Below are 21,393 nucleotides of genomic sequence, written 5' to 3'. Positions count from 1 at the left end.
CGATCACACGGCCCCGCGCAGCGCCTCGGCGCGCAGGCGGGACGCGGCGCGCAGCTGCTCGGCGGTCTCGGCCAGATCATCGGACGGGGTCAGCGACCCGTCCGCCAGCGCCAGCGCGGTCCCGATCGTGTCGATGCCGCCGAGATCGTCGCGGACGGACCGGCCGAGCGCGCCCGTCTCCCCGCACGCCCGCGCCTCGTCCCGGCAGAACAACGCCATCTCGCACCCCGAGATGCACTCCGGGGCGTACCGGGCCTTCACCGTGCGGACCGACGCGGCGAGCGTCGCGCCGGGCTCGAACGTCAGGTCGTCGGGCAGTTCCGCCAGCAGCTCGTCGACGCGGGTGAGGCGCGCGAGCTGCCGTTCGAGGACGGCGAGCTGCGGCCGGACGTCCAACGGCGTCGCGGTCGGACGGTTGGAGAAGTTCTCCGGGCAGACCAGGAACACCTCGTGCGAGACCCGTCCCGGATCGTGCCCCAGCTCAGCCACGAGACGGCGCAACGCCAGCACGTACACGGCCGCCTGGCGGGCCGCGGCGGCGACCTGCTCCGGCTCCGCCTGCCCGTCCACCACGGCGAACGACTTGATCTCGACGACGTGCAGCCGTCCCGCGAGCTGGAACGCGATCACGTCGGGCTCCAGATAGGCGGGGCTCCCGGCGATCTCCAGCCGGAGCAGCGGATGGTCGAACAGCGTGCCCGCGCCGGTCTCCAGCGCGCGGGCGATCAGCCGCCTGGTCCGCGAATGCCGCAGTTCGCGCCCTTCGTCACCGGCGACGACCTCCAGGTCGTCGTAGGCGACCTCGGGCACGTCGAGGCCGAGCTGGTCGCGCAGCAGCGCCAGCAGCTCCGCGCCGCCGTCGGCCTTCACCTGCGCCTCGAACGCGTTCCCCCGCGTGATCGCGAACTGGGACTGGCCGAACGGCGCGGGAAAGCCCAGTTCCCGCGCCACCGCGTCCTTGTCGACACCGGCGGCGTCCAGCACGCCCCGGCGGGCACAGCCGGGATTGGACGTCAGCGCGGCGATCGTGCGGGCGTCGTGGTTGCGCGGGGGAGCGCCGCCGCGCAGCCGCTCCAGGTCCGGTGCGGTGTCGATCATCGGTCCGTCTTTCCGTCGATGGCGCGCTTTCCCTTGGGGGCGGGGCCCCGGCCGAAGAGCCGTTCCGCGTCGTGCAGCCGGTCGCGGGCGCGCCGCGCGGCGGACTCGCGGTGCCGCCGGTCCGTTTCCCGGTGCACGTCCAGCTCTGCGCGGGCGGCCTCGGCGAGCGCGGCCGGATCGACTGTACCGGCCGTACCGGTCGCGGCGCCGGGAATGGCGTACGCGAAACGCCGCAGCAGCCGCCGCGACTCGGACGACCGCGTCCCGAGCCCGGCGGTGTGCTCGGCGAGCCGGATCGCGGCGGTGAGGAAGTCGGCGCGAAGGCTCAGCGGCCCGACGATCCGCTGCTCCAACGGCCAGGTGCTGAGGGTGATCAGCCCCCGGGCGGGCGCGAACGCGTCGGCCGTGAGGGCGGCGCACAGGTAGTACGGCCGGGAGTACGGCGCCCTCCGGAAGGAGCGCTCCTCGTCGCGCCGCAGGCTCGTCAGCCGGGCCCCCGGGATCTCCCCGGGGAAGAACGCCGCGTACACCGAGCAGATCAGCTTCGGCGCGGCGGGCGCGCCGAGCAGGGTCAGCGCCTGGTGGGCGCGTTCGCGGACCGGCGGCAGCCCACGCGACCGGCCGCCACCGGGGGAGTCGTCGCCGAGGACGGCCTCGTCCCAGGCGCGTTCCGCCGCGCGCAGCTCGGCGCGCAGCTCACGGGCCGTCCGGCGGTCGCCGGTCGCCATGGCCCTGCGCACGGCGGCGCGCAGCTCGGTGATGCGCGTCTCCAGCTCGTCGGGGGTCGGGACGCCGGGGGCCCGGGACATGCGGCAGACAGTACAGGAGGCTTCGGACGCTTCCGGCGTTCCCGCCCGCAGGTCAACGCGGTTTGCGCCACACGATGGAGTAGCGCCACAGCAGATGCCGCTGGAAGACGGCGCCGGGCAGCAGCCGCAGCGCCTCCTCGCGCACCTCGTCCCAGGTCATGTGCGGATCGGAGAGCGGCGCTCCCGGCTCGCCCACGCGCCGCCGGTTGCGGAGCCGGTGCACGTGATGCAGGGGGAAGCCCGCCACCGCGAACGCCCAGTCACGAAGGTTCCCGTTGACGGCGAGGCCGATCACGGCGAGGCTCCCACCCGGACGGACGGCGTCGCGCATCGCCGTCATGCCCTTGGTGAAGTCCATGTGGTGGATCGCGGCGACGCTGCACACGAGGTCGTAGTGCTCCTCGGGCAGGTCGTACTCCGGCAGCCCGGCCTCGACGAAGTCGACGTTGTCGAACCCGGCACCGAGCGTCTTCGCCTTGAGGATCATGTCGGGCGACCGGTCGATGCCGGTGACGCGCCGGGCGCGGGGAGCGAGCCGCCGGACGAGCAGGCCGTCCCCGCAGCCGACGTCCAGCGCCTCGTCGCATCCGCGCGGCATGGCCCGCAGCACGATGCCGTGGTAGTGCGTGTTGTGGTTCCAGTAATCGGTCATCGTCTCCGCCTGATCTGGAGCGTGCCGCAGGGGACGGTCGTCCGGACCACGATAACGATCTCCGGGATCAGCCGGGGAAGCTCGCGCGGTAGGTGGCGGCCATGTCCTCGTCGCCGTGCCCCTGCGCGATGACGCGCCGCAACCGTTCGCCCGTCGCGTCGTTGACGTCGACCCGGATCCCCGCGGACTCCGCCGCTTCGTGGATCAGCCGGGTGTTCTTCTCCGCGTTGTCGACGGCGAAGCTCGTGGAGAAGTCGCCGGTCACCATGGCCTTCATCTTGACCTGCAGGTAAGCGTTGTCGAGTGGCCCGCCGGTGAGAACCTCGCCGAGCAGGGACGGGTCGAGGCCGAGCCCCTCCGTCAGCGCGACCGACTCGGCGATCACGGACGTCAGCGAGATCGCGTAGCTCACGGCGGCGAGCTTCAGCCTGGTGCCCGCCCCGCTGGCCCCGTCCTCGTCCAGCCAGTGCGTCCTGGACCCGACCGTGTCGAACAGCGGGTCGAGGACGGTCCGCGCGTCCTTGGGACCGGCCGCGAGGATCACCAGCTTTCCCTGTTCCGCGGGCTGCTTCGTCCCCTGGACGGGAGCGTCCACGAACGCGAGCCCCCGCTCGGCCGCGAAACCCGCGAGTCGCGGCACGTCCGCCACACCGACCGTCCCCATCTGCGCCCACACCTGCCCGGCGCGCAACGACTCCGCCGCCTGCTCCATGACGGACAGGGCCGTCGCGCCGTCGTTCAACATCGTGATGACGACGTTCGCGTCGGCGACGGCCTCGGCGGGGGAGTCGACCACCCTTGCCCCGTCCGCCGCCAACGGCTCGGCCCGAGACCGGGTGCGGTTCCACGCCGTGACCGCGTGGCCGTCCTTGAGCAGGTTGCGGGCCATCGCCGCGCCCATGATCCCGGTACCGAGCATCGCGATCGAGCTCATCGTCCCCTCCTTTTGGACTGTACGATCCAGAATTTCTACCACACACCGATCATCCCGTCCGCGCGCGGCCCCGGTCACCCGTAGGCGGGACTGTCCCCCAACGCGTCGTCGGTGTACGGCGCGGCGAACGCGTCCAACGTGCGGTCGAGGTGAACCGACCACCAGGCCACAAGCGCGATGTCGGCGGGCGCCGACCCGGGCCCGCCCAGATACCGGTGCCGCAGCGGCGCCACGTCGCAGAGCCGCTCCCACCACTCCCGGTGCACCGCCGACTGGATCTGCCCGGCGTCCAGCGGGAACGCCGTCCGGTGCCCGCGGACGAACGCCTGAACCCGGTCGAGGTCGAGACCGCGTTCGTCGTCGCACACGAACAGCCGCGCCGCCGCCCGCACCACCTCACCGGCGACCGGCCCGGTCGTGAGCCCACCCCAGCCGAGAACGGCGGTGACATTGCCCGCCCCGCCGTACCGCAGATGCCCGGCATGGAAGGACCCGTGCAGATGCCCGACCGTGCTGGTCTCGATCTCCGGCGGCTGGTGACCGGCGAACTCGGCGAGCAGGTCGCGGCGCTCCCGCAGCCGCCGCGCGGTCAACGCGTCGAAGTCGGTGCCGTCCCCGGGGACGTCCCGCGCCATCTCCTCGACGGCGACCGCCGCGTCGGCGGCCCGCGGCGTCGGCACCAGCAGGCTCTGCTGCACGGGCGGCGTCAGCCGGTCGAGCGCCGCGTGCAGGCGCCCGAGCAACTCCCCGAGCGCCTCGCACTGACCGAACGTGAGCTCCAGCCCGCCACGCCCACGCCCCCCGACCCACGGATACAGGACATAGCCGCGCCCGGCGGCGGTGACCAGCGTCCGACCGCCACGCGCCGCCATCGGCGCGAGAACGGGCAGGCCCGCCTCGTCCAACGCGGCGGTGACGGCATGCCGGAACACCAGCCGCCGCCGCTCGGGCTCGACGTACTCCTTCAGATAGAACACACCGTCCGCGGAGTCGACGCGCCAGGACCGGCGACCGGTGCCCACCGCCTCCACACCGGACGCGTCGATCTCCCAGCGCCTCAGCAGCCGCGGCGGCGGGTCAGCGTCGAGCACTTCTCGTCCCCGGCCGGAACGACTGTTCGCTCTGTGACGTCGGCACCTCGACACCTCGGACGGACGACGGTCGAATGAATGTTCTACGGCGACGCTACACGTCCCGTCCGCGCCGCGAAAGTGAAACGGGGTTCAGACGCGTTCAAGGACGACCACGGGTATATCGCGGTCCGTCTTGGTCTGGTATGTCGCGAAATCGGGCCAGACGGCCACCATCTTCTCCCACAACGCGGGCTTTTCCTCGGGTGTCGCCGTCCGGGCGCGCGCGGTGAACTTGTCCCCCTTCACCTGGACTTTCACCTCGGGGTTAGCCTGCAGATTCTTGTACCAGAGGGGATGGTCGTCGGCCCCGCCCTTGGACGCCACCACGGCGTAGGCGTCCCCTGCGGGCTGGTAGATGAGCGGCGTCGTGCGCTCCTTCCCACTGTGCCGCCCGATCGTCGTGAGCAGCAGCGTGACGGTCCCCTGCCACTCGTGCCCTACTTCACCGTCGGTCTCCTGGTAACGCGCGACATGCTCCTTACCGAACAGCATGAATTCTCCTCAACGTTGAGTTCGGTCCGCTCCGGTACGGCCCCCCACATAACAGCCGAACCTTCCGCGACCTTCCCCCACAGAACGCCCCTCATTCAGCCCCCCTCCCACCTGCACCAATCCCGCCCCAACACAGTTCCCAGCACCCACACCGCCATCACCCCTGGCAGGATCCATTCGCAGCATCCGCCACGCGTGAGCCGCACCTCCTACGGCCCCGGACGAAGATCGAAGACCCTCCCGCCCAGCGGCGCCCGCACCACGCGACCCGCCCAGGCCCCTCCCGTGTCATCGGTGCGCAGGGCAGGGTCAGAGTCGTTTCGTCGCGTCCGCGATCGGTGAGCTGCACCTTGTACGGGGACGTCCACGACCTCATTGCAGGCAGCCTGGAGGGAGGACTTCCCCGCCCGGCGGTGTCCGCACCCGCACAAGCCGCCAGGGCCCCTCCCGTGTCATTGGTGCGCTGGGCAGGGTCAGAGTCGTTTCGTCGCGTCCGCGATCGGTGAGCTGCACCTTGTACGGGGACGTCCACGACCTCATTGCAGGCAGCCTGGAGGGAGGACTTCCCCGCCCGGCGGTGTCCGCACCCGCACAAGCCGCCAGGGCCCCTCCCGTGTCATTGGTGCGCTGGGCAGGGTCAGAGTCGTTTCGTCGCGTCCGCGACCAGTGAGCCGCACCTCGTACGGGGAGACCCACGACGTCATCGCAGGTAGCCCGGACGGGGGCTAAGGTCTCGCCTGCTCAGCTCGGTGTCCGCACCAGGCGAGCCGCCAACGCACCTCTTGCGCCATGAGTGCGCCTGGGACGATCAGGGATCGTTTCGTTGCCTTCGTGATCGGTGAGCTGCGCCTTGTACGGACTCAGCGACCCCACGACGTCATCGCAGAAGGCTGGGAGCTGGGGACGCGCCTGCCCGGCCTGGTGTCCGCACCGCGCGAGCTGCCAAGGCACCTCCCGTGTCATCGGTGTGCTGGGCAGGGTCAGAGTCGTTTCGTCGCGTCCGCGATCGGTTAGCCGCGCCTCGTAGAGGCTCAGCGCACTCACGTCGTCGTTGCAGGTGGCCCGGACGGAGAGCGGAAGGCACTCCTGCCCGGGCCTGGTGTCCGTACCGGACGAGCCCGCGAACGGCCTGTTGGTGTGTTCGGCGGAATCAGATGTCTTTGAGGATGCCGGCGAGAAGGTCCGCGGTTCGGTCGGGACGGGCGGCCGTGATGCAGAGGTTGTTCATGGCGCGCATGTAGGTGTCGACGTCCGTCGGCTTGTCGAGGTAGAGCGCGCTGGTGAGCTGCTCCAGGTAGACGACGTCGGACAGGCCTGGCTCAGCGAACCGCAGGATGGTGAACGGGCCGCCCGCCGCGGCGTGGCCTCCGGCGCCGAACGGCACGAGCTGCAGCGTCACGTTGGGCAGTTCCGACATTTCGATCAGATGCTCGATCTGCTGCCGCATCACCGTGCGGCCACCGAGTGGACGCCGGACGACCGCCTCGTCCACGACGGCCCACAGCGTCGGGGCGCTCGCGGATGTGAAACGTTCCTGCCGGGTCGCGCGGAGTTGCACGCGCCGCTCGACCTCGTCCTCGGCGGCGTCGGAGAAGCCGAGCCGGACGACGGCCCGCGCGTAGTCCTCGGTCTGCAACAGGCCGGGTACGAACTGCAGTTCGTAGGTGCGCAGGAGCGACGCCGCCTCTTCCAGCCCGAGGTAGACCTCGAACCAGCTCGGTAGGACGTCGCCGTAGCGGTGCCACCAACCGGGAGTGTTGGCCTCCTTCGCCAGCTCCAGCAGCGGCGCGCGTTCGGCGGGGTCGGAGACCCCGTAGAGGGTGAGCAGGTCGGAGACGTCGCGCTCCTTGAAACCGACGCGACCGAGCTCCATCCGGCTGATCTTGGAGTGCGAGCCGCGGATCTCGTATCCCGCCTGCTCGGTGGAGATCCCGCGGGCCTCGCGGAGACGGCGTAGCTGCGCGCCGAGCAGGATGCGCAGGACCGTGGGCCCGCCGCGGCGGGGATACTCGATCAGCCGTCCGACCGGTTCACCTTCGGACGGAGGTGTTGGGGCAGCTGAACTCTGGGCCAAGGGGTCACCAGCCAGTCGACGGGTCTGCTCGGAGAGGGCATGGCACCGCACTATGTTAGAGGATGCGACCGCCTTTTTGGGAAGCATGAATTCGCCTTCCTTGGATGGTGTAAGGCGACGAGCCAGGTAGTGCGTCCACCCGCTGGCGGGCACGGTCGGTGAGTCCGTGCCGTGGGTGTTTACATGAATGCGGAACGTGGCACCCCCGAGGAAGCGGGGACGGGCGGACGGACCGTATCCGGAGCCGAGGTCCGGCTGGTGCACGAATTGACAGGCGTTCTCCGACGCCGCCGTCGACCAATCTGGGGCGCGTGATTTCACGTGCGGCACATGGCGTTCGAAAGACGTTCACTCCGCATTCCGGTGAACAAACGGGGGCCTGCCGCCAAAGGGATGATGTCGGAACCCGGCCCGCCGCCGCACCGATCTCGCGGCGAGGTGATGAAGCTCTCGTCCGATCCGGGTGAGTTCTGGGACGCGTGCGACGTTCTGTGTTCAGTGAGGCGAAGCGCCTCCGCACCATCGCGTCACTGGGGGGAGTCATGAACGCGACCCGTGAGGGGCCGCAGATCCGGTTTCTGACCTCGGGTGATGTCACGGCGCACGAACGCGGGGCGGCGGAGCGTGCCGTCCGGCAGGCGCTGGCGTCCGCGGGCGATGTCACGTCCGTCCAAGTCACGTTGAGTGTCGTGGCCGACCGGTCGCTGCCGCGCCCGGCGCTGGCGCAGGCCGTCGTGGACCTGGAGGGCCGCCGCGTCCGCGCCCAGGCCGCCGCGCCGCACATCGTCGAGGCCGTCGACATGCTCCGCGAGCGCCTGGCCGTCCGGACATCGGCCCTTCAACCGCGCTGAAGGCTCGCCTTCGTCCTGACGTGCCGCCTCAGGCGTCGCGGCGCGCCAGGACGAAGGCGGCGAGCGTGCACGCCGCCGCGCCCGAGCCTCAGGTCCGTGGACGCGATCAGAGGGAAGTTCGCTCCACGCGATACCTCTCAAGACGTTCGGCGAGTTCCTTGGGGCGACTCAGGGAAACCAGATGGCCGCCCGGCATCTCGTCCACCGGTATGCCGAGCCTCTCTCGGACGACGCGACGTTGGAAGTCGAGCGGGAAGAAGCGGTCGTCCCTCCCCTGGAGGAACACGGTCGGCGTGTCGGGCCACGCCTGAAGCGGCCATGGCTCGGCGAAAGGCGTCGACGACTGCGGCGGCTCGCCCTGAGCGAATGCTTCCGCCTTCACGTCCGGTGGGACGTCATGGAAGAAGCTGTCCCCGTCGTCGAGCGGGCCTCGCCCCTCACGCGCCGCAAGGTCGGCCATGGCCTGCGCCTGGCCGGTGTTGCCCCACCAGTCGCCGCCTGTTTCACCAGGTCTCGGCACCATGGCGTTGAGCAGGACCAGCAGGGCCACCGGTACGCGTTCGCAGACCAGCGGAGCCGTGAGACCGCCCATGGACTGGGCCACCAGGATCACGTTCGTCCGTCCGGCGATCGCTTCCACCACGGTGTCGGTGTACGCGCCGAGACCTGCGGAATCGTCCCCGGCCGGAAGATCGACCGCGATGGTGTCGTGCCCCCGCGCCTGCAACTCGGGAACAAGCCGATGCCAGTACCAGGCCCGACCGCCTGCACCCGGGATGAGTGTGAACGTCGCCATGCTTCCCCATTTCCGGCTCTTCGCGATGGGCTGATGACTACCAGCCGCCCCCGACAGCGGTATCCCTGCTCTCTCCTCAACCTTCCACGCTGAGTGACATCCCATCTCTTACGACGGCCTCATGGTGTGACGCATACGTGTGCGGACTTCGGTCCGTCGGAGCCTGCAGGGCACGCCGCTTGTTGTCTTCGCGGTGTGGCGGTGGATGGTCGGGTCGACGCCTCAGGGGCGGCCACGGCGGGCCGGCCTTCGTTGAGGCGGAAGCGCCGTCGGCTCCGTTCGCGTTCGACGCCGTTACGGTTGGTGTAGGACGATGCGGTCGGAGAAGGCGCCGCGGATCGCGGCCTTGGCGGAACGTCGCTTCTCCAGTTCGGCGGGCGTGACTCCGTGAAGCGCGGCCAAGGCATGGAGCACCTCCAGCACGTCAGCGAGTTCTTCGGGGTCTCCGCTTGCGGCGTACTCTCCGACCTCCTCGTAGAGCTTGGCGCGCAGCAGATGGACGTACTCGTCGGGATGCGCGATGCGGGTCTGCGGCACCCGCCCTGACTTCCGGATGATTTCGGGTATCCGATCGCGAACGAGCTTCTCGGTTCCTCCCTTGCTCTGACGTGTTGTCGTGCCGTGGCGGAGATCCAGCGACTGGATCCACTTCACGGCGACGGCCGCCGTTTGGACGAGTTCTGTCCGCAGGGCTTCGGGGTCCGACTCGGCGAGGGCCTCGTAGAACTCTTCGGTCAGGACGTGCCGCCATGTCAACTCGCCGCGCGTCGCGGCCGCGGCGCATTCCCGTTTCGCCCCCTCCGCGCGTTCGGTGAACTCCGGGCCGCTCCCATCGGGGAAGTCCTGGAGACCCCACATTCGATCCTGGGCCTGACGCTCGGCCGCGACGTCCGCCAGGACCCTCTCCAACGTGCCTCCTGCTCCATCGCTCTCCATGACGATCGACGCTAGCGACTGACGCCGACCGATGGTGCGGTTGCCGTCAGGGTGTCCGCGGCTCGGCGACGGCAACTGACTCTTGGGCAACGTTTCTGGCGACGCGGGCACTAGCCCCTGGCCGCACCCGTGTGGCACTGATGGCCGCGACAGCAGACCCGACTCGACCGGTAGCGGGGAGGAGGCTTCTTCTCTCTTCTTGGAGGAGAGAAGAACCGCCGCACCCGTGCGGCCACCCCTCCTCGTGTTGGACGGCTCCGTGCGCGGTCAGTGGCTGGTGTGACCGCCCATGTCGGCCGCGTGTACTACCGGTCTCAGTTCGGTTCGGGGCGGTCTGGCTCGCAGCTCAGGAGTTCGTGCAGGATGGGCGGGAGTTCGTCCCAGAGCCATTCGTTCAGTGTCCCGGGAAAGTCGATCGGTGGTCGGATGGCCAGGCGGGTGGGGTTCACCTCCACGAGGTCGATCGGGAGGGGGCCGTCGTCCCACATCGGGTCGCTGTATCCCCAGTAGGTGGCGAAGTCGGTGCTTGTCAGCATGAGTTCGTTGGGCACGGTGTGCTCGCCCGGGTGTCTGCCGAGGGGGAGGAGCCGCTGCGCCGTGGTGCGGAGGACGTTGAGCGCGGCCAGACTGTGCGGGCAGGCCACGTCGGTGATCTCCAGTTCGGGCAACCCGAACCGGTGGAGGCCACGTGTGGTGAGGTCGACACAGGCGCAGCCGTCGATGTCCTCCTCTTCGGCCGTGCAGTCACCGGAGTTCCGATGGGGCGGCAGAGCGACGCCGAGCCAGTTGTCGGCAAGGAGGAACTCGTCGAGGCGTTCGAACGGGACGATGGGCAGGGGTTCGTTCGACGCGAGGTCCACAGGGACTCCGGAGACCGATTCGGCGATCGCCATGGCGATGGCACGGGCCGTGTGAGGCCCGGACGGGAGATCACCGACCGGCAGGGCGGACGTGACGCCGATATGACAGGTGGCCTTCACGGCCCGTGCGGCGTCCTCCTCGTCGAGGCCGACGACATCGCCGAGATCCCACGGCGAATCCGTGGCGCGGTAAGACGTGATCGTGAGTCGGGGGCTGCCGACCCGTCGCGACACCGCGTCTGCGAGCGAGTCGGGGAGCCCATGCCGGATCACCGCCGACAGGTCGTCGAATTTCCTGTCGGCGGCGACGACGAAACCGGAGGTCGTCTCCTCCGGAACCGTGATCGTGATGGGCAACGCGGCCTCCTCTGGCTTGTTTCGGCGTGTGGTGTCCAGCTTCGAGGAGAGGGCCGAGCAGGAACAGTAGAACGGAACACTGTGGATAACCTCAGGGAGAAGTCGGAAATGTCGGCTCAAGGGGTCGGAATCTGCCAGACGCAAGACTGGTCTTGCGGCTGAGTACGGTGGATCGCCCTGCCGGTGCCTTCGAGGCGTTCAGGCTTTGGAGACGCATGTGATGCAGTGGCATCGTGAGCATGCGGTGCGAATCGTCCGAGCAACTGTGCTTGCGGTTGGTCGAGAACAGAAAACCTCAGGTCTTTAGGTGGTCGCATTGCCGTTTGCTGGTACCGGGTAGGCGCACAGATTCTGGTGCGTCGGGTCAAGTTCGCACAGTTGGAGGCTTCGCGAGAACTTCAGGGCTCGGCAGGTTCACGGGCGTGAAGGAGCCGCCTTGGAGAAGTCGTCCACAGGCTGTATCGGCAGTCCGTGGGAGCGCGCGAAAAAGCGGGCGGGTAGGTGAACCCGCCCGCTTCACGCGGTCGAACGGTGTGGTGGTAATGGACGAACCGTCAGCGCGCGGACGGCTCCACGTAGTGCCGCTCGCCCGGTCCCACGTACACCTGACGGGGACGTCCGATCTTGGTCGCCGGGTCGTTCAGCATCTCCCGCCACTGGGCGATCCACCCGGGCAGTCGTCCGAGAGCGAAAAGGACGGTGAAGGCGTTGGTCGGGAAGCCGATCGCCTTGTAGATGACGCCGGTGTAGAAGTCCACGTTCGGGTAGAGCTTGCGTTCGACGAAGTAGTCGTCGCTCAGTGCGACCTCTTCCAGACGCATGGCCAGGTCGAGCAGCGGGTCGGACTTGCCGAGCGCCCCGAGTACCTTGCCCGTCGCCTTCTTCACGACCGCCGCACGCGGGTCGTAGTTGCGGTAGACGCGGTGCCCGAAACCCATCAGTTTGACGCCGGGTTCCTTCTTCTTCACGCGCTCGACGAACGAGTCGACGTCGTCGCCGTCCTCGTGAATGCGTTCCAGCATCTCCAGGACGGCCTGGTTGGCGCCACCGTGCAGCGGGCCGAACAGTGCGTCCACACCCGCGGAGACGGAAGAGAACAGGTTCGCCTGGCTGGAGCCGACCAGCCGCACGGTGGACGTGGAACAGTTCTGCTCGTGGTCGGCGTGCAGGACGAACAGCATGTCCAGGACACGGACGATCTCGGGGTCGATCTCGTACGGCTGCGTCGGCAGGCCGAACGTCATGCGCAGGAAATTCTCCACGTACCCGAGAGAATTGTCCGGGTAGAGCAGCGGTTGGCCGTTCGAGGTCTTGTACGCGTACGCCGCGATCGTGGGGAGCTTGGCGATGAGCCGGAAGCTGGACTGGTCGACCTGCTCAGGGTCGAACGGGTCGAGACTGTCCTGGTAGAACGTCGACAGTGCGCTGACCGCGGACGACAGCACCGCCATGGGATGCGCCCGACGCGGGAATGCGGAGAAGAACGCGCGGAACTTCTCGTCCAGCAATGTGTGGTTACGAATGTTGTCGGTGAACTTGCTCAACTCGTGCGGCTTCGGAAGTTCACCATAGATAAGCAGATAGGCCACTTCCAAGAAGGACGATTTCTCCGCCAGTTCCTCGATCGGGTAGCCCCGGTAGCGCAGGATGCCCGCCTCACCGTCGATGTAGGTGATGGCCGACGTGGTGGACGCGGTATTGGTGAAGCCGGGGTCAAGGGTGACGTGACCGGTCTCTTTCATGAGGTTGCCCACGCCCAGTCCCGAGGGGCCCTCGGTCGACTCGGTCACCTCCAGCGGCATCCGTCCGCCTGCGTGGCCCAGTTCGAAATCCGACATGCACGCTCACTCCCAACTGCGTCCGCACCTGCGTAGACGTTCCGCTCTTCATCGTATCCACGTGATCACACACGCCGATCGGCGGCCACCTCGTTGACTCCGTGTGGCCGCGAGTGCTGCGGTGGACCCATGACCCGACACAGTGCCGCCCAGCTCGTCGCACGTGCTCGCCGGGAACTCGCGGATGCGACCGTCCCGAACCGCTTCGTCGACCTGCTGGAATCCGGTGAGCTGCCCAGAGAACGCCTGGTCTGGCTGGCCGCCGAGGAGTCCCTGATCGTTCGTAGTGATCGGCGCAGTTTCGCGCTCCTGGCCGCGCGGTTTCCCGAGCCGCCGGCCGGCGAGTTCTTCCTCGGGCTCGCCCAGGGCGAGGGACGCGCGCTGGAGCTTCTCGGTGACTTCGTCGGCGCGCTCGGTGAGAGTGAGAAGAATCTCAGTACCTACGAGCCGAAGCCGTTCGCGCAGGCCTACCCCGCCTACCTCGCGCAGAGGGCGGCATTCGGTACCGCGAGTGAGGTCGCTCTGGCCATGTTGGCCAACCTGGAGGAGTGGGGCGCGTACTGCTCCCGCACCGCGCTGGCGGTCCAGGCACATCACGGCTTCAGCGAAAAGGACGTCGCCTTCTTCACCTTCTTCGCCCAGACGCCGCCGGGTTTCGAGGAACTGGCCCTGGACGTCATCGCGTACGGGCTCGAGTCCGGCGACGACCCGGAGGGGACGGTGCGCGCCGCACGCCTCCTACACGCGTACGAGATCGCCTTCTGGGACGTCCTGGCAGCGGACCTGCCTTAAGCCACCAACGCAGCACCGAGGCAGTGCCACGCGTGACAGCCGGGTCCGAAGCACGGTGCATGGAAGGCCTCTGGCGTCAGCGCTCCGCCGCTTCCGCGGAAGCCGTCTCCATCGGTAAGGCTCGTGAATCCGGTCAGGCGCGCGTCCAGCGGCCGACCTGAGTCCCGACCGATCACGAAGGCCGACGAAGTCGATCCAGCGGCGGACGCGGCGGCTGAGAAGGAAAACGGGCTGCCAGGGGGGAGCGGCGCCCGGCTGTGGCGCAGGGGCGGGGTGACGGTCACGGAGCCGTGGTTCCGGGGGGCCATCTCGACGGCCATCGTGTCGATGTGAGCTGGTCCTACCGCGAACCAAGCGGAGGAGTGCCCCAGGCTGCTCCTCGAACTAGCCTGGCGGTTCGCGCAGGGTCGGCAACTCCGCGGTGATTTCGACCAGTGTCCGTTCCTGCACGCCGATCAACTGCTCGACGTCCACCGGCGGCCACTCCTCGCCGTAGTGCGCGTCCAGCAACGTGGACAGCGCGACGAGGACCTGCTCCGGAGTGGGACGCTCCGCAGGATCCTTGACGAGACAGCGTGTCACCAGTCCACGCATGGGGTCGGGCAACCGGCTCAGGTCAGGCTCGCGGTGGACGATACGTGCGCGAACCTTGTGGCCGGTTCCGAACGGTGCCGCGCCGGTCGCCGCGAAAACGAGCGTCGAACCGAGAGAGAACACGTCGCTTTCCGGTTGGACGGGTTCGCCCAGGGCCTGTTCCGGTGACATGTACGCGGGTGTCCCCAGAATCTCCGTCTTCGACAGGGGCAGCGCGTCGAGAGGCCGCGCGATGCCGAAATCGATGACCCTCGGGCCGTCCGCCGCTAGTAGGACGTTCGACGGTTTCAGGTCCCGGTGGACGATCCCCGCCCGATGGATCGCGATCAGAGCTTCGGCCAGCCCGGCTCCCAGATGACATGCGGCCTGTTCACGCAGTGGCCCCTTCTCCGAAACGACTCTGGACAGGCTCACACCACGGATGTACTGCGTCGCGAGCCATGGCTGGTCGGCGTCCGGATCCGCGTCGACGACCGGCGCCGTGTAGAAGCCGCTGACCGACCGCGCGGATGTGACCTCACGGCGGAACCTCGCCCTCCACCTGGGATCGTCCAGAAACTCGGACCGGATGACCTTCACCGCGACCAGCCGTCTGCTCGGTGACGCGCCGAGGAACACCTCTCCCATCCCACCGGAACCGAGCCGGGCGACCACGCGGTACGGGCCGATTATCTGAGGAAGGTCTGGCTGCATGGAGATCCGATCGTGCTGGGGCGCGCTCAATCGTGCCATGCCCCACCCCGTTCGTCCGACCGGAAGGTCCTCACGTCCAGGGAAGGGCGCTTCGTTCGGCCCAGTACGCCTCAGCCGAGACGCTCAGATCCGCCATGGTGCCCAGATCGGTCTCATCGAGGACCAGGTCCGCCCCGGCCAGATTGGCTCGCAACTGCGCGGGACTGACCGCGCCGAGGAGAACCGTGCCCGCCCACGGCCGGCTCAGTGCCGCCGCAAGGGCGACGGCGTCCGGTCCGACACGCTTCTCCGCCGCGATCGTCCGCACCGCCAGGGGCGGCTCCGCGGCGAGTCTTCCATTGGCGAGTACCTCCTTGACAAGCACATGAAGTCCTGCGGCGTGGGCTTCTCGTAGTGCGTCCTCAGCGGACGTCTCAAGGACGTTCCAAGTCGATTGGACGGTACTGAAAAGCCGACGACCGGACACCTCCAGCGCCATCGCCTTCCTTATCGTTTCAGCCTGCCTCGGTCCGGACGTCGAGAAACCGACACGAACACCATCGGCGGCAGCCTCGGCCAGGGCGGCCTGTAGCCGAACGTCCTGGAACAAAGGACTCGCCTCGGTGAGTGAATGCACCTGATAGACAGACAAATAATCGTTGAGAAGGGCGCGGGTCTCGTCGTACTGATCCCGGTAACGGGTGATGCTGTGCTCCTTGACCTCGTGCACAGTTGCGTCGATCTTCCAATCACCGACGTAGGTGTATCCCCATTTGCTCGACACCACCAACTCTTCCGGACGGCGTGCCGTGAGCCAGCCCCCCAGGAACTCTTCGGCTCTACCGTACGACCGCGCCGTGTCCACCCATCGAATCCCCGCGGCGTAGGCGGTGTCGAGCACGCTCCAGGTGGCCGCGCGCATCTGTTCCACGCTCCGACCTGGAAGCTCGTCCGCCCGGCCCACGTTGATGTACGCCGGCCGCCCCAAGGCCGCCAACCCGATGCCCAGCCTCCGTATCGCGCTCATTCTCCCACCCTGAGACGCCAATCGCCGACAAACAGGAAAAATCGCCCCTCAAGTTATCCACAGAATCACATTCTATTGTCCGGGGCGGCCCCCGTGAACGAGGCTGGTCAACGTCTCACCGCGGCAAAGAAAGGCGAAAAGCGTGCCCGAACAGACTTTTCGCGCCTACTTCGGCGCCCACCAGTTCGCCCGGCATCTCGGGCTCACCCGATGGCAGATGCGCGTAGGCCTAGAGCACGGAATCCTCCCCGATCCCGATCTCGACGGCGAACGATGGTCCGCGAGTCTCGCCGAGAAATACCGGGGTCATGCCGAGGAGGTCATCGCCAGATTCGGTGACGACCCGCCGATCGGGTCCGCCAGGGCGGCCACCATCCTGGCCGCACGGCTCGGGCTCGACGTCGACAGGCGCGACGTCGAAGTCCTGGCCGCCCAGGGCGACCTCGACGTCATCAGCAGCTTCCGCGGATACCCGGTCTACCTCCTGCGCGACCTGGGCCAACTCGACCCTCACGCCGTCGAAAAAGTCGTCTCCGCCCGTAAGGGGCCGTTGACCGACACCGTCGACGCCGCTGGAGCCGCAACGATCCTCTCCTGGCCCCGCAGAACGTTCGCCCGGATCGCCGTCGAACGCGACCTCGCAACAGACCGCCTCGGCCGCTACTCGGTCGCCGACATCCGGGCCCTGAGCGCGGACGAGACACTGATGCGCCGGGTCGCCGAGGAGAAACGCGAACTGGACCTGCGCAGAACACGGCAGGCCGAGACCAGAACGGAGGACGTCGTCCGCGGCTGGATACTGCGCTGCGCGTCCTACATCGACCGACAAGCCGACGAGCCGCCGGACCTGAGAACCCTCAACAACGCCCTACGCCGCCTCTCGGCCCTCCGCACCGAGATCGCAAAACACCAACGGACACCGTCCCCTTAAGGCCCACCACAGATGGCTGTAGCCGCACGCCCGGACGCCGCCAACCGATCCATCACGAACCGCCCTAGCCCGTGCCTCAATCCCACTCCTGGCCGACCTCCCCCAAGAACCGTCCAGTGCCGCCTTCTCCCGGCAAACCATCGGCCCGCCCGCGCCCGGACGCCCCCGTGCTGGAACTCGTCCGGCCGGGTTGAGTCCCTCCGCTAGCCAGATCCAGACGTTGCCTTCTCTCTCAGCCCGACTGAGTGCTTGTGAGCGTCCTAGCGGCGGGCGGTGTGTGAGGATCGCGTCATTCCAATCACAGTCGGGCGTGTTGATGTGCTTGCGCTGGCTGAGTGGGTGGGTTTGTGGGGCTTTCGGGTCGAGGTGGGTTTGGCGCTGGGTGTTGCCGCTGCTGACGGTGGCTGGGATCACGTACGTGCTGAACTCCTGGCCCTGGTTGTCCGCCCCCGCTAGGAGGACGAACCGTCTCGGGGCGTTGAGTGCTTGTGGGCGTCGCGGAGGCGGGCGGTGTGTGAGCGTCGTGTCGCTCCACTGGACAGTCGGGGACGTGCCAGTGCGCTGGGGCCGAGTGCCTTCTGTGGGTGGGCTCTTGGTCGAGGCGGGCTTCGGCTGTGTGTGCCCGTCTCGCCAGCTCGAGTGCGTGTGAGCGCTGGAGGTGGGCCGTGGGTGAATGCGGCGTTGCGGCGGATTGGCTACTCGGACGCGGCGACGCTCTGCGCGGGGTGCGCTCGAGGTTTTGCGGGTGGGTTGGCTCCTCATCGAGATGGGCCCTGTGTTTCTCGTTTGGGGCGGTGAGATTGGTCGGAGGTGCGCATGACCTAAGTCGTGGGTGGGGGTTGCGCGGTTCCGGGCCTGAACCGTCGTTGTGTGGTGGTGGGGGTCAGGGGCGGCGTGGGGTGGAGCGGCGTTTGGAAGGGGGTTCTCGATCTTGTTGTTGGCGGGCGAGTGCGGAGAGGAGGCGTTCGCGGGCCTCGACGCGGGAGATGGCGGGTAGGCGGTTCGGCAGAGTGGCGGCCAGGGCCGGAGGGGCGTCGACCAGCCCTTCCTCGTCGACGGTGGCCTGGTCGCCGGTCCAGGAGCCGAGCAATATCGCGCAGACGGCGCCGGGATGCCGGCCGAGAAGTTTGTGGATCCGGTCGCCCTCGGTCGCGCAGTCCGCCACCAGGAGGAGGCGGCGTCCCTGGGTGACGCCGGTGTTCTGGCGGATGACGAGTTCGGTCTCGAGGTACGCCAAGGCGGCGTCGAGGTTGCCGGGGATGAAGAGACCGGCGGTGTCGTCGTCGAGAAGCTCGTCCTCACCCAGGCCGAACAGAGCGATGGCGTCGGGGCGGGGGATCACCACGAGAGAACTGTGGCCGTACTCGTCGAGGGCGGTCAGCGCCAGTGCCCGAGCGGATGCGATGGCACCCGGACCCGTCAGTCCGGTGGCGGGAGCGGCGAAGGGATCGAGTTCGGAGCGAAAGGTGAGCAGGGCGGGTTGTGGGCTCGCGGTCATGGCCGCGGAGATCGCGGACAGCCCGACGGCGGCGCAAAGGCGGCGCCGGAACGAGTAGCAGATCGCCGCGGCGGCCGGTAGCAGGAGGCCGAAGAGTAGGAGCGGCTCCAAAAGGAACGGTCGCGAGTCGAGGTTCTGCGCCTGGCGGGGGGTGAGGGTTGGTTGTGGAGCCGGTGAGACACGTGGTGGCGAGCTGCGAGGACGCGACGGGGAGGGGGAGGTGACCTTCGGGGCGTCCACCACGGTGGGCCGGGGGCGGGGCTCGTCGACCCGCTTCGGCGTCTGGGGATCCCGTCTGACCTTGAACTTCCATTCGAATCGGTCGCTCCGACGGGAGAATTCCCGGCCGCGTCCGGATCGCCTCCGGGATCGCTCGTACATCGCCAGCCATGCCTCCTTGCACTTGTACGTCGCGTGCCTGTCGCCGGATATCTGGGCACGACGACAGACCGGCGGTAGGGACCTGTGCGGCTCAGGTGCGGCGGAGGCGACCGCCTCGACGGGGGTGGCCGCGCTGATCGAGATGAAGCCGGCCAGGGCGGTGCAGCCCAGTACTCCGGTGGTGTACCGGAGCAGGTCGCTGAACATCGCGACAGAAACGGGCTGTGTCAGGAAACGGTACATCTCTGCCCCGGGGGATCGCGTCGGTCACCGTGTGAATGCCGATCGTAGTCACTCCGGCTACAGAGTGTTCGGTATTGCTCACAGTCAATTGGGAGATCATTTGAGTCCGCTCGATCTCCCCGGACGATATGCCTGACATCTCTAGACATATCCGGATGGGCACTTGCCGCCGGACGCCGTACTCGGGGAGGCGCGCCTTCGGCCATCGGTGACCAGAATTCGCGCCGCGCTTCCGGAGATCCGGCGGATCGCCGACGGGTTCGGCGTCACGCCCGCGCAGCTCGCGATCGCCTTCTGCCTCGCCCATCCGGCGTTGTCGAACGTCCTGTCGGCGTCAGCAGGATCGGTCGGTTCGAGGACAACCCGGCCGCGCTCGGGCTGTGCGCCCGCCGCGGCGACGGCCCAGTCCATGTGGCGGACGTCGTCCTCGCCGGGCGTCCCCGCGGCCCCCTTGACTTTCGTCAGCAACCTCGCAGCTCACCGGCTTGTAGCGCGGAGTACGTGAACGACCCGGCGGGGCTCTGGTCGACCTCGCCCCAGCGTGGACTTCGGCCCCACTGCGCAGGTGAGGTGGTGGGCGCCGGTGCGGCTGAGGACAGTGCGGATGTGGGCGCGAGTGCGCGGGTGGTTTCAGGTGGGGTTAGGCGGCTGTGGGGAGGGGGTCGGGGTGGGCTTGAAGGACGTCGTACATGCCCAGGGGGAGGGTGTCGTCCCAGAGCCAGTCGTTGATCGTGCCGTCGAAGTCTGCGGGTGGGGCCACCGTGAGGAGACGTGGGGTTCGCGGGGACAGGGTGACGTGGAAGGCGGTCGGGGGAGTGGGTGGGGTGCGGCGGGTGGAGCCCCAGAAGTCGTTGAAGTCGCCCCGGGCCAGTCGGAGGTCGGCGGCGATCGTTCGGGTGCGCGCCGCGGGGCCAGTGGCCAGCCAGGACCAGTGGTCGGTCAGGAGTCGGCGGGCCGTTGTGCGCAGGACGTTGAGGGCGGCCAGGTCGTGGGGGCAGGCGACCTCGCTGATCTGGAGTTCGGGGAGGCCGAACCGGCGGAGCCCGCGGGTCTGCAGGCGGACGCAGGCGCAGCCGTTCACGCCCTCGGGGTCCATCTCGGGGTCGGGGGCCGTGCAGTGGCCGTTGGCCCGGGAGGGTGGCAGAACGTCGCCGAGCCAGTGATCGCCCAGCACGAACCGTGTTCTCTCGGGCGCGGACGGTGTGAGGACGTGGCCCGTGACCAGGTCGGCCATGATTCCGCCGGTGGCCTCGGCGATGGTGTGCGCGGCGGAGCGGGCGACCTGGACGCCGCGGGGCTGGTCGGTGATCGGCGCGAAGGCGGTGACGACGGCGAACTCGGTCGCGTCGTTGAAAGCTCGTGCGGCGTGCCGGTCTTCGAGCCGGACCGCCCTGATCTGCCCGGGATCCCAGCACAAGGAGGAGAGGTCCTCACGGGCGACCTGGAGTTGGGGTGAGCCGAGGCGGCCGGTGATGTGGGCGTGGAAGGGGCCGGTCGGATGTCTGTGCAGGAGGCCGGGGAGGTCCTGCGGGACGCTCTCGGCGGCGACGGCGAACCGGGAGGTCGTGGTCGACGGGACGGGGAACGTGATCGTGGCCATGGGGCCGCTCCTTCCTCGCGGCGGCGGGACGTGGCCAGCATGTACCGCCGCCGCGGCGGAAAGCAGCAGAATCTCGTTCTGTGGATAACGCGGGTCAGCGGAAGAGCGGGTCGATGAAGTCGGCTCCCAGACCGACCTTCTCGAAGTGCTCGCGGCACAGCGCGATGTAGTCGTGGACGTCGAAGTACCCGTCGGGGTCGCCGTTCTCGTCCAGCCAGACGAGGGGGCCCTTGACGATGAACAGCGTCTTCATCGGCTCCTCGTGCTCGTAGGCGACGAGGGTGTGGCCCTCGCCGGGCGCCTCGTAGATGAAGTCACCGGCGGTGGCCGTCCAGGGACGTTCGAGATACCCCCACTTGCCGGAGATGGTGTAGGCGAACACCTCGTGCGGGTGGTAGTGCCGGTTCACCAGACCGGCGCTGGTGGCGCGCAGGATGTCCGACCAGGTGTTGTCCTTGACGTTGATCCACAGCGGGCGGGAGCCGACGGTCTCGGTGAACGGCACGTAGTAGCGGTCGTCGTCGGTGGCGACCTTCGACAGGTAGAGCTCCGGTAGGGCGTCCGGCTTCTGCGAGTTCTCGATGGGCTTCAGGCTCTTCCAGAACTCCGTGGTCGCGTCCTCGGGCATGGACGGGTGCCTCCCCAATGTGCGTGATCCGTTGTCCAGCAGTGAACCGTGTCGGGGCCGGGGTTGTCTTGGTCTACGGGATCTCTGTTGGATCCGGCGGGTCCGTGTGGCTCGGGAGGAGTGTCGGTACATGGGCGACACGCCGTTGACCATGAAAAAGACCAGCTTCGGCCGAATTCGCGGTGATTCGCGCGGCA

The 21,393-nt window shown here is 68.4% G+C and carries 20 protein-coding genes; 3 read left to right on the top strand and 17 right to left on the bottom strand.

Annotated features, from left to right (window positions below; genetic code table 11):
• Positions 1-3 precede the first annotated feature (3 nt).
• From BZB76_RS13455 to BZB76_RS13425, 7 genes are all read right to left on the bottom strand, one after another.
• Positions 4-1,098, bottom strand: coding sequence for a hypothetical protein (locus BZB76_RS13455; RefSeq protein ID WP_121434724.1), 1,095 nt, complete (start codon positions 1,096-1,098; stop codon positions 4-6).
• Positions 1,095-1,907, bottom strand: a complete 813-nt coding sequence (locus BZB76_RS13450; protein ID WP_121434723.1) for a serine/threonine-protein kinase — start codon at positions 1,905-1,907, stop codon at positions 1,095-1,097. The genes BZB76_RS13455 and BZB76_RS13450 overlap by 4 nt, the downstream gene beginning before the upstream one ends.
• A gap of 52 nt (positions 1,908-1,959) precedes the next feature.
• Positions 1,960-2,559: a class I SAM-dependent methyltransferase gene (locus BZB76_RS13445; protein WP_121434722.1), complete on the bottom strand. Its 600-nt coding sequence runs from the start codon at positions 2,557-2,559 to the stop codon at positions 1,960-1,962.
• A 67-nt stretch (positions 2,560-2,626) separates the two neighbouring features.
• Positions 2,627-3,493 carry an NAD(P)-dependent oxidoreductase gene (locus tag BZB76_RS13440; protein ID WP_121434721.1) on the bottom strand — a complete coding sequence of 289 codons (867 nt, stop codon included), beginning with the start codon at positions 3,491-3,493 and terminating at the stop codon, positions 2,627-2,629.
• A gap of 74 nt (positions 3,494-3,567) precedes the next feature.
• Complete coding sequence (locus BZB76_RS13435; RefSeq protein ID WP_121434720.1) at positions 3,568-4,584, bottom strand: phosphotransferase enzyme family protein; 1,017 nt, start codon at positions 4,582-4,584, stop codon at positions 3,568-3,570.
• Positions 4,585-4,716: 132 nt separating this feature from the next.
• The gene (locus tag BZB76_RS13430) at positions 4,717-5,118 is read right to left on the bottom strand and encodes a nitroreductase family deazaflavin-dependent oxidoreductase (RefSeq protein ID WP_121434719.1); all 402 of its coding nucleotides are present in this window, start codon (positions 5,116-5,118) and stop codon (positions 4,717-4,719) included.
• Positions 5,119-6,268: 1,150 nt separating this feature from the next.
• A complete protein-coding gene (locus BZB76_RS13425) occupies positions 6,269-7,135 on the bottom strand; it encodes a helix-turn-helix domain-containing protein (protein WP_246007014.1) in 867 nt (288 codons plus the stop codon).
• A 599-nt stretch (positions 7,136-7,734) separates the two neighbouring features.
• Here BZB76_RS13425 and BZB76_RS13420 point away from each other — a divergent pair.
• Complete coding sequence (locus BZB76_RS13420) at positions 7,735-8,043, top strand: hypothetical protein (protein ID WP_121435456.1); 309 nt, start codon at positions 7,735-7,737, stop codon at positions 8,041-8,043.
• Positions 8,044-8,149: 106 nt separating this feature from the next.
• On the opposite strand, the gene BZB76_RS13415 is transcribed toward BZB76_RS13420, so the two are convergent.
• The 4 genes from BZB76_RS13415 to BZB76_RS13400 all read right to left on the bottom strand — a co-directional run bounded on the left by BZB76_RS13415 (position 8,150) and on the right by BZB76_RS13400 (position 12,830).
• Positions 8,150-8,839, bottom strand: coding sequence for an alpha/beta fold hydrolase (locus tag BZB76_RS13415; RefSeq protein WP_121434717.1), 690 nt, complete (start codon positions 8,837-8,839; stop codon positions 8,150-8,152).
• A gap of 294 nt (positions 8,840-9,133) precedes the next feature.
• Positions 9,134-9,775 carry a nucleoside triphosphate pyrophosphohydrolase gene (locus tag BZB76_RS35855; protein WP_246006931.1) on the bottom strand — a complete coding sequence of 214 codons (642 nt, stop codon included), beginning with the start codon at positions 9,773-9,775 and terminating at the stop codon, positions 9,134-9,136.
• Positions 9,776-10,089: 314 nt separating this feature from the next.
• A complete protein-coding gene (locus BZB76_RS13405; RefSeq protein WP_121434716.1) occupies positions 10,090-10,992 on the bottom strand; it encodes a hypothetical protein in 903 nt (300 codons plus the stop codon).
• A 554-nt stretch (positions 10,993-11,546) separates the two neighbouring features.
• Positions 11,547-12,830 carry a citrate synthase gene (locus tag BZB76_RS13400; protein WP_121434715.1) on the bottom strand — a complete coding sequence of 428 codons (1,284 nt, stop codon included), beginning with the start codon at positions 12,828-12,830 and terminating at the stop codon, positions 11,547-11,549.
• A gap of 129 nt (positions 12,831-12,959) precedes the next feature.
• On the opposite strand from BZB76_RS13400, the gene BZB76_RS13395 reads away from it, so the two are divergent.
• Positions 12,960-13,622 carry a thiaminase II/PqqC family protein gene (locus tag BZB76_RS13395; protein WP_121434714.1) on the top strand — a complete coding sequence of 221 codons (663 nt, stop codon included), beginning with the start codon at positions 12,960-12,962 and terminating at the stop codon, positions 13,620-13,622.
• A gap of 384 nt (positions 13,623-14,006) precedes the next feature.
• On the opposite strand, the gene BZB76_RS13390 is transcribed toward BZB76_RS13395, so the two are convergent.
• Both BZB76_RS13390 and BZB76_RS13385 read right to left on the bottom strand, forming a co-directional pair.
• Positions 14,007-14,948 (bottom strand): serine/threonine-protein kinase, encoded by a 942-nt coding sequence (locus tag BZB76_RS13390; protein ID WP_121434713.1) that lies wholly within the window; start codon positions 14,946-14,948, stop codon positions 14,007-14,009.
• 31 nt (positions 14,949-14,979) lie between these two features.
• Positions 14,980-15,810: an aldo/keto reductase gene (locus tag BZB76_RS13385; RefSeq protein WP_475647901.1), complete on the bottom strand. Its 831-nt coding sequence runs from the start codon at positions 15,808-15,810 to the stop codon at positions 14,980-14,982.
• A 247-nt stretch (positions 15,811-16,057) separates the two neighbouring features.
• On the opposite strand from BZB76_RS13385, the gene BZB76_RS13380 reads away from it, so the two are divergent.
• Positions 16,058-16,846: a hypothetical protein gene (locus tag BZB76_RS13380; protein WP_121434711.1), complete on the top strand. Its 789-nt coding sequence runs from the start codon at positions 16,058-16,060 to the stop codon at positions 16,844-16,846.
• Positions 16,847-17,729: 883 nt separating this feature from the next.
• On the opposite strand, the gene BZB76_RS13375 is transcribed toward BZB76_RS13380, so the two are convergent.
• From BZB76_RS13375 to BZB76_RS13360, 4 genes are all read right to left on the bottom strand, one after another.
• Positions 17,730-18,968, bottom strand: a complete 1,239-nt coding sequence (locus BZB76_RS13375) for a hypothetical protein (RefSeq protein ID WP_147449429.1) — start codon at positions 18,966-18,968, stop codon at positions 17,730-17,732.
• 141 nt (positions 18,969-19,109) lie between these two features.
• A complete protein-coding gene (locus tag BZB76_RS13370) occupies positions 19,110-19,436 on the bottom strand; it encodes a hypothetical protein (protein ID WP_121434709.1) in 327 nt (108 codons plus the stop codon).
• 172 nt (positions 19,437-19,608) lie between these two features.
• A complete protein-coding gene (locus BZB76_RS13365) occupies positions 19,609-20,568 on the bottom strand; it encodes a hypothetical protein (RefSeq protein ID WP_121434708.1) in 960 nt (319 codons plus the stop codon).
• A gap of 94 nt (positions 20,569-20,662) precedes the next feature.
• The gene (locus BZB76_RS13360) at positions 20,663-21,196 is read right to left on the bottom strand and encodes a 2,4'-dihydroxyacetophenone dioxygenase family protein (protein ID WP_121434707.1); all 534 of its coding nucleotides are present in this window, start codon (positions 21,194-21,196) and stop codon (positions 20,663-20,665) included.
• Between the last annotated feature and the right edge of the window lie 197 nt (positions 21,197-21,393).

Source organism: Actinomadura pelletieri DSM 43383 (genome assembly GCF_003634705.1).
GTDB classification, from domain to species: domain Bacteria; phylum Actinomycetota; class Actinomycetes; order Streptosporangiales; family Streptosporangiaceae; genus Spirillospora; species Spirillospora pelletieri.
This window is presented reverse-complemented; position numbering and strand designations above follow the sequence as displayed.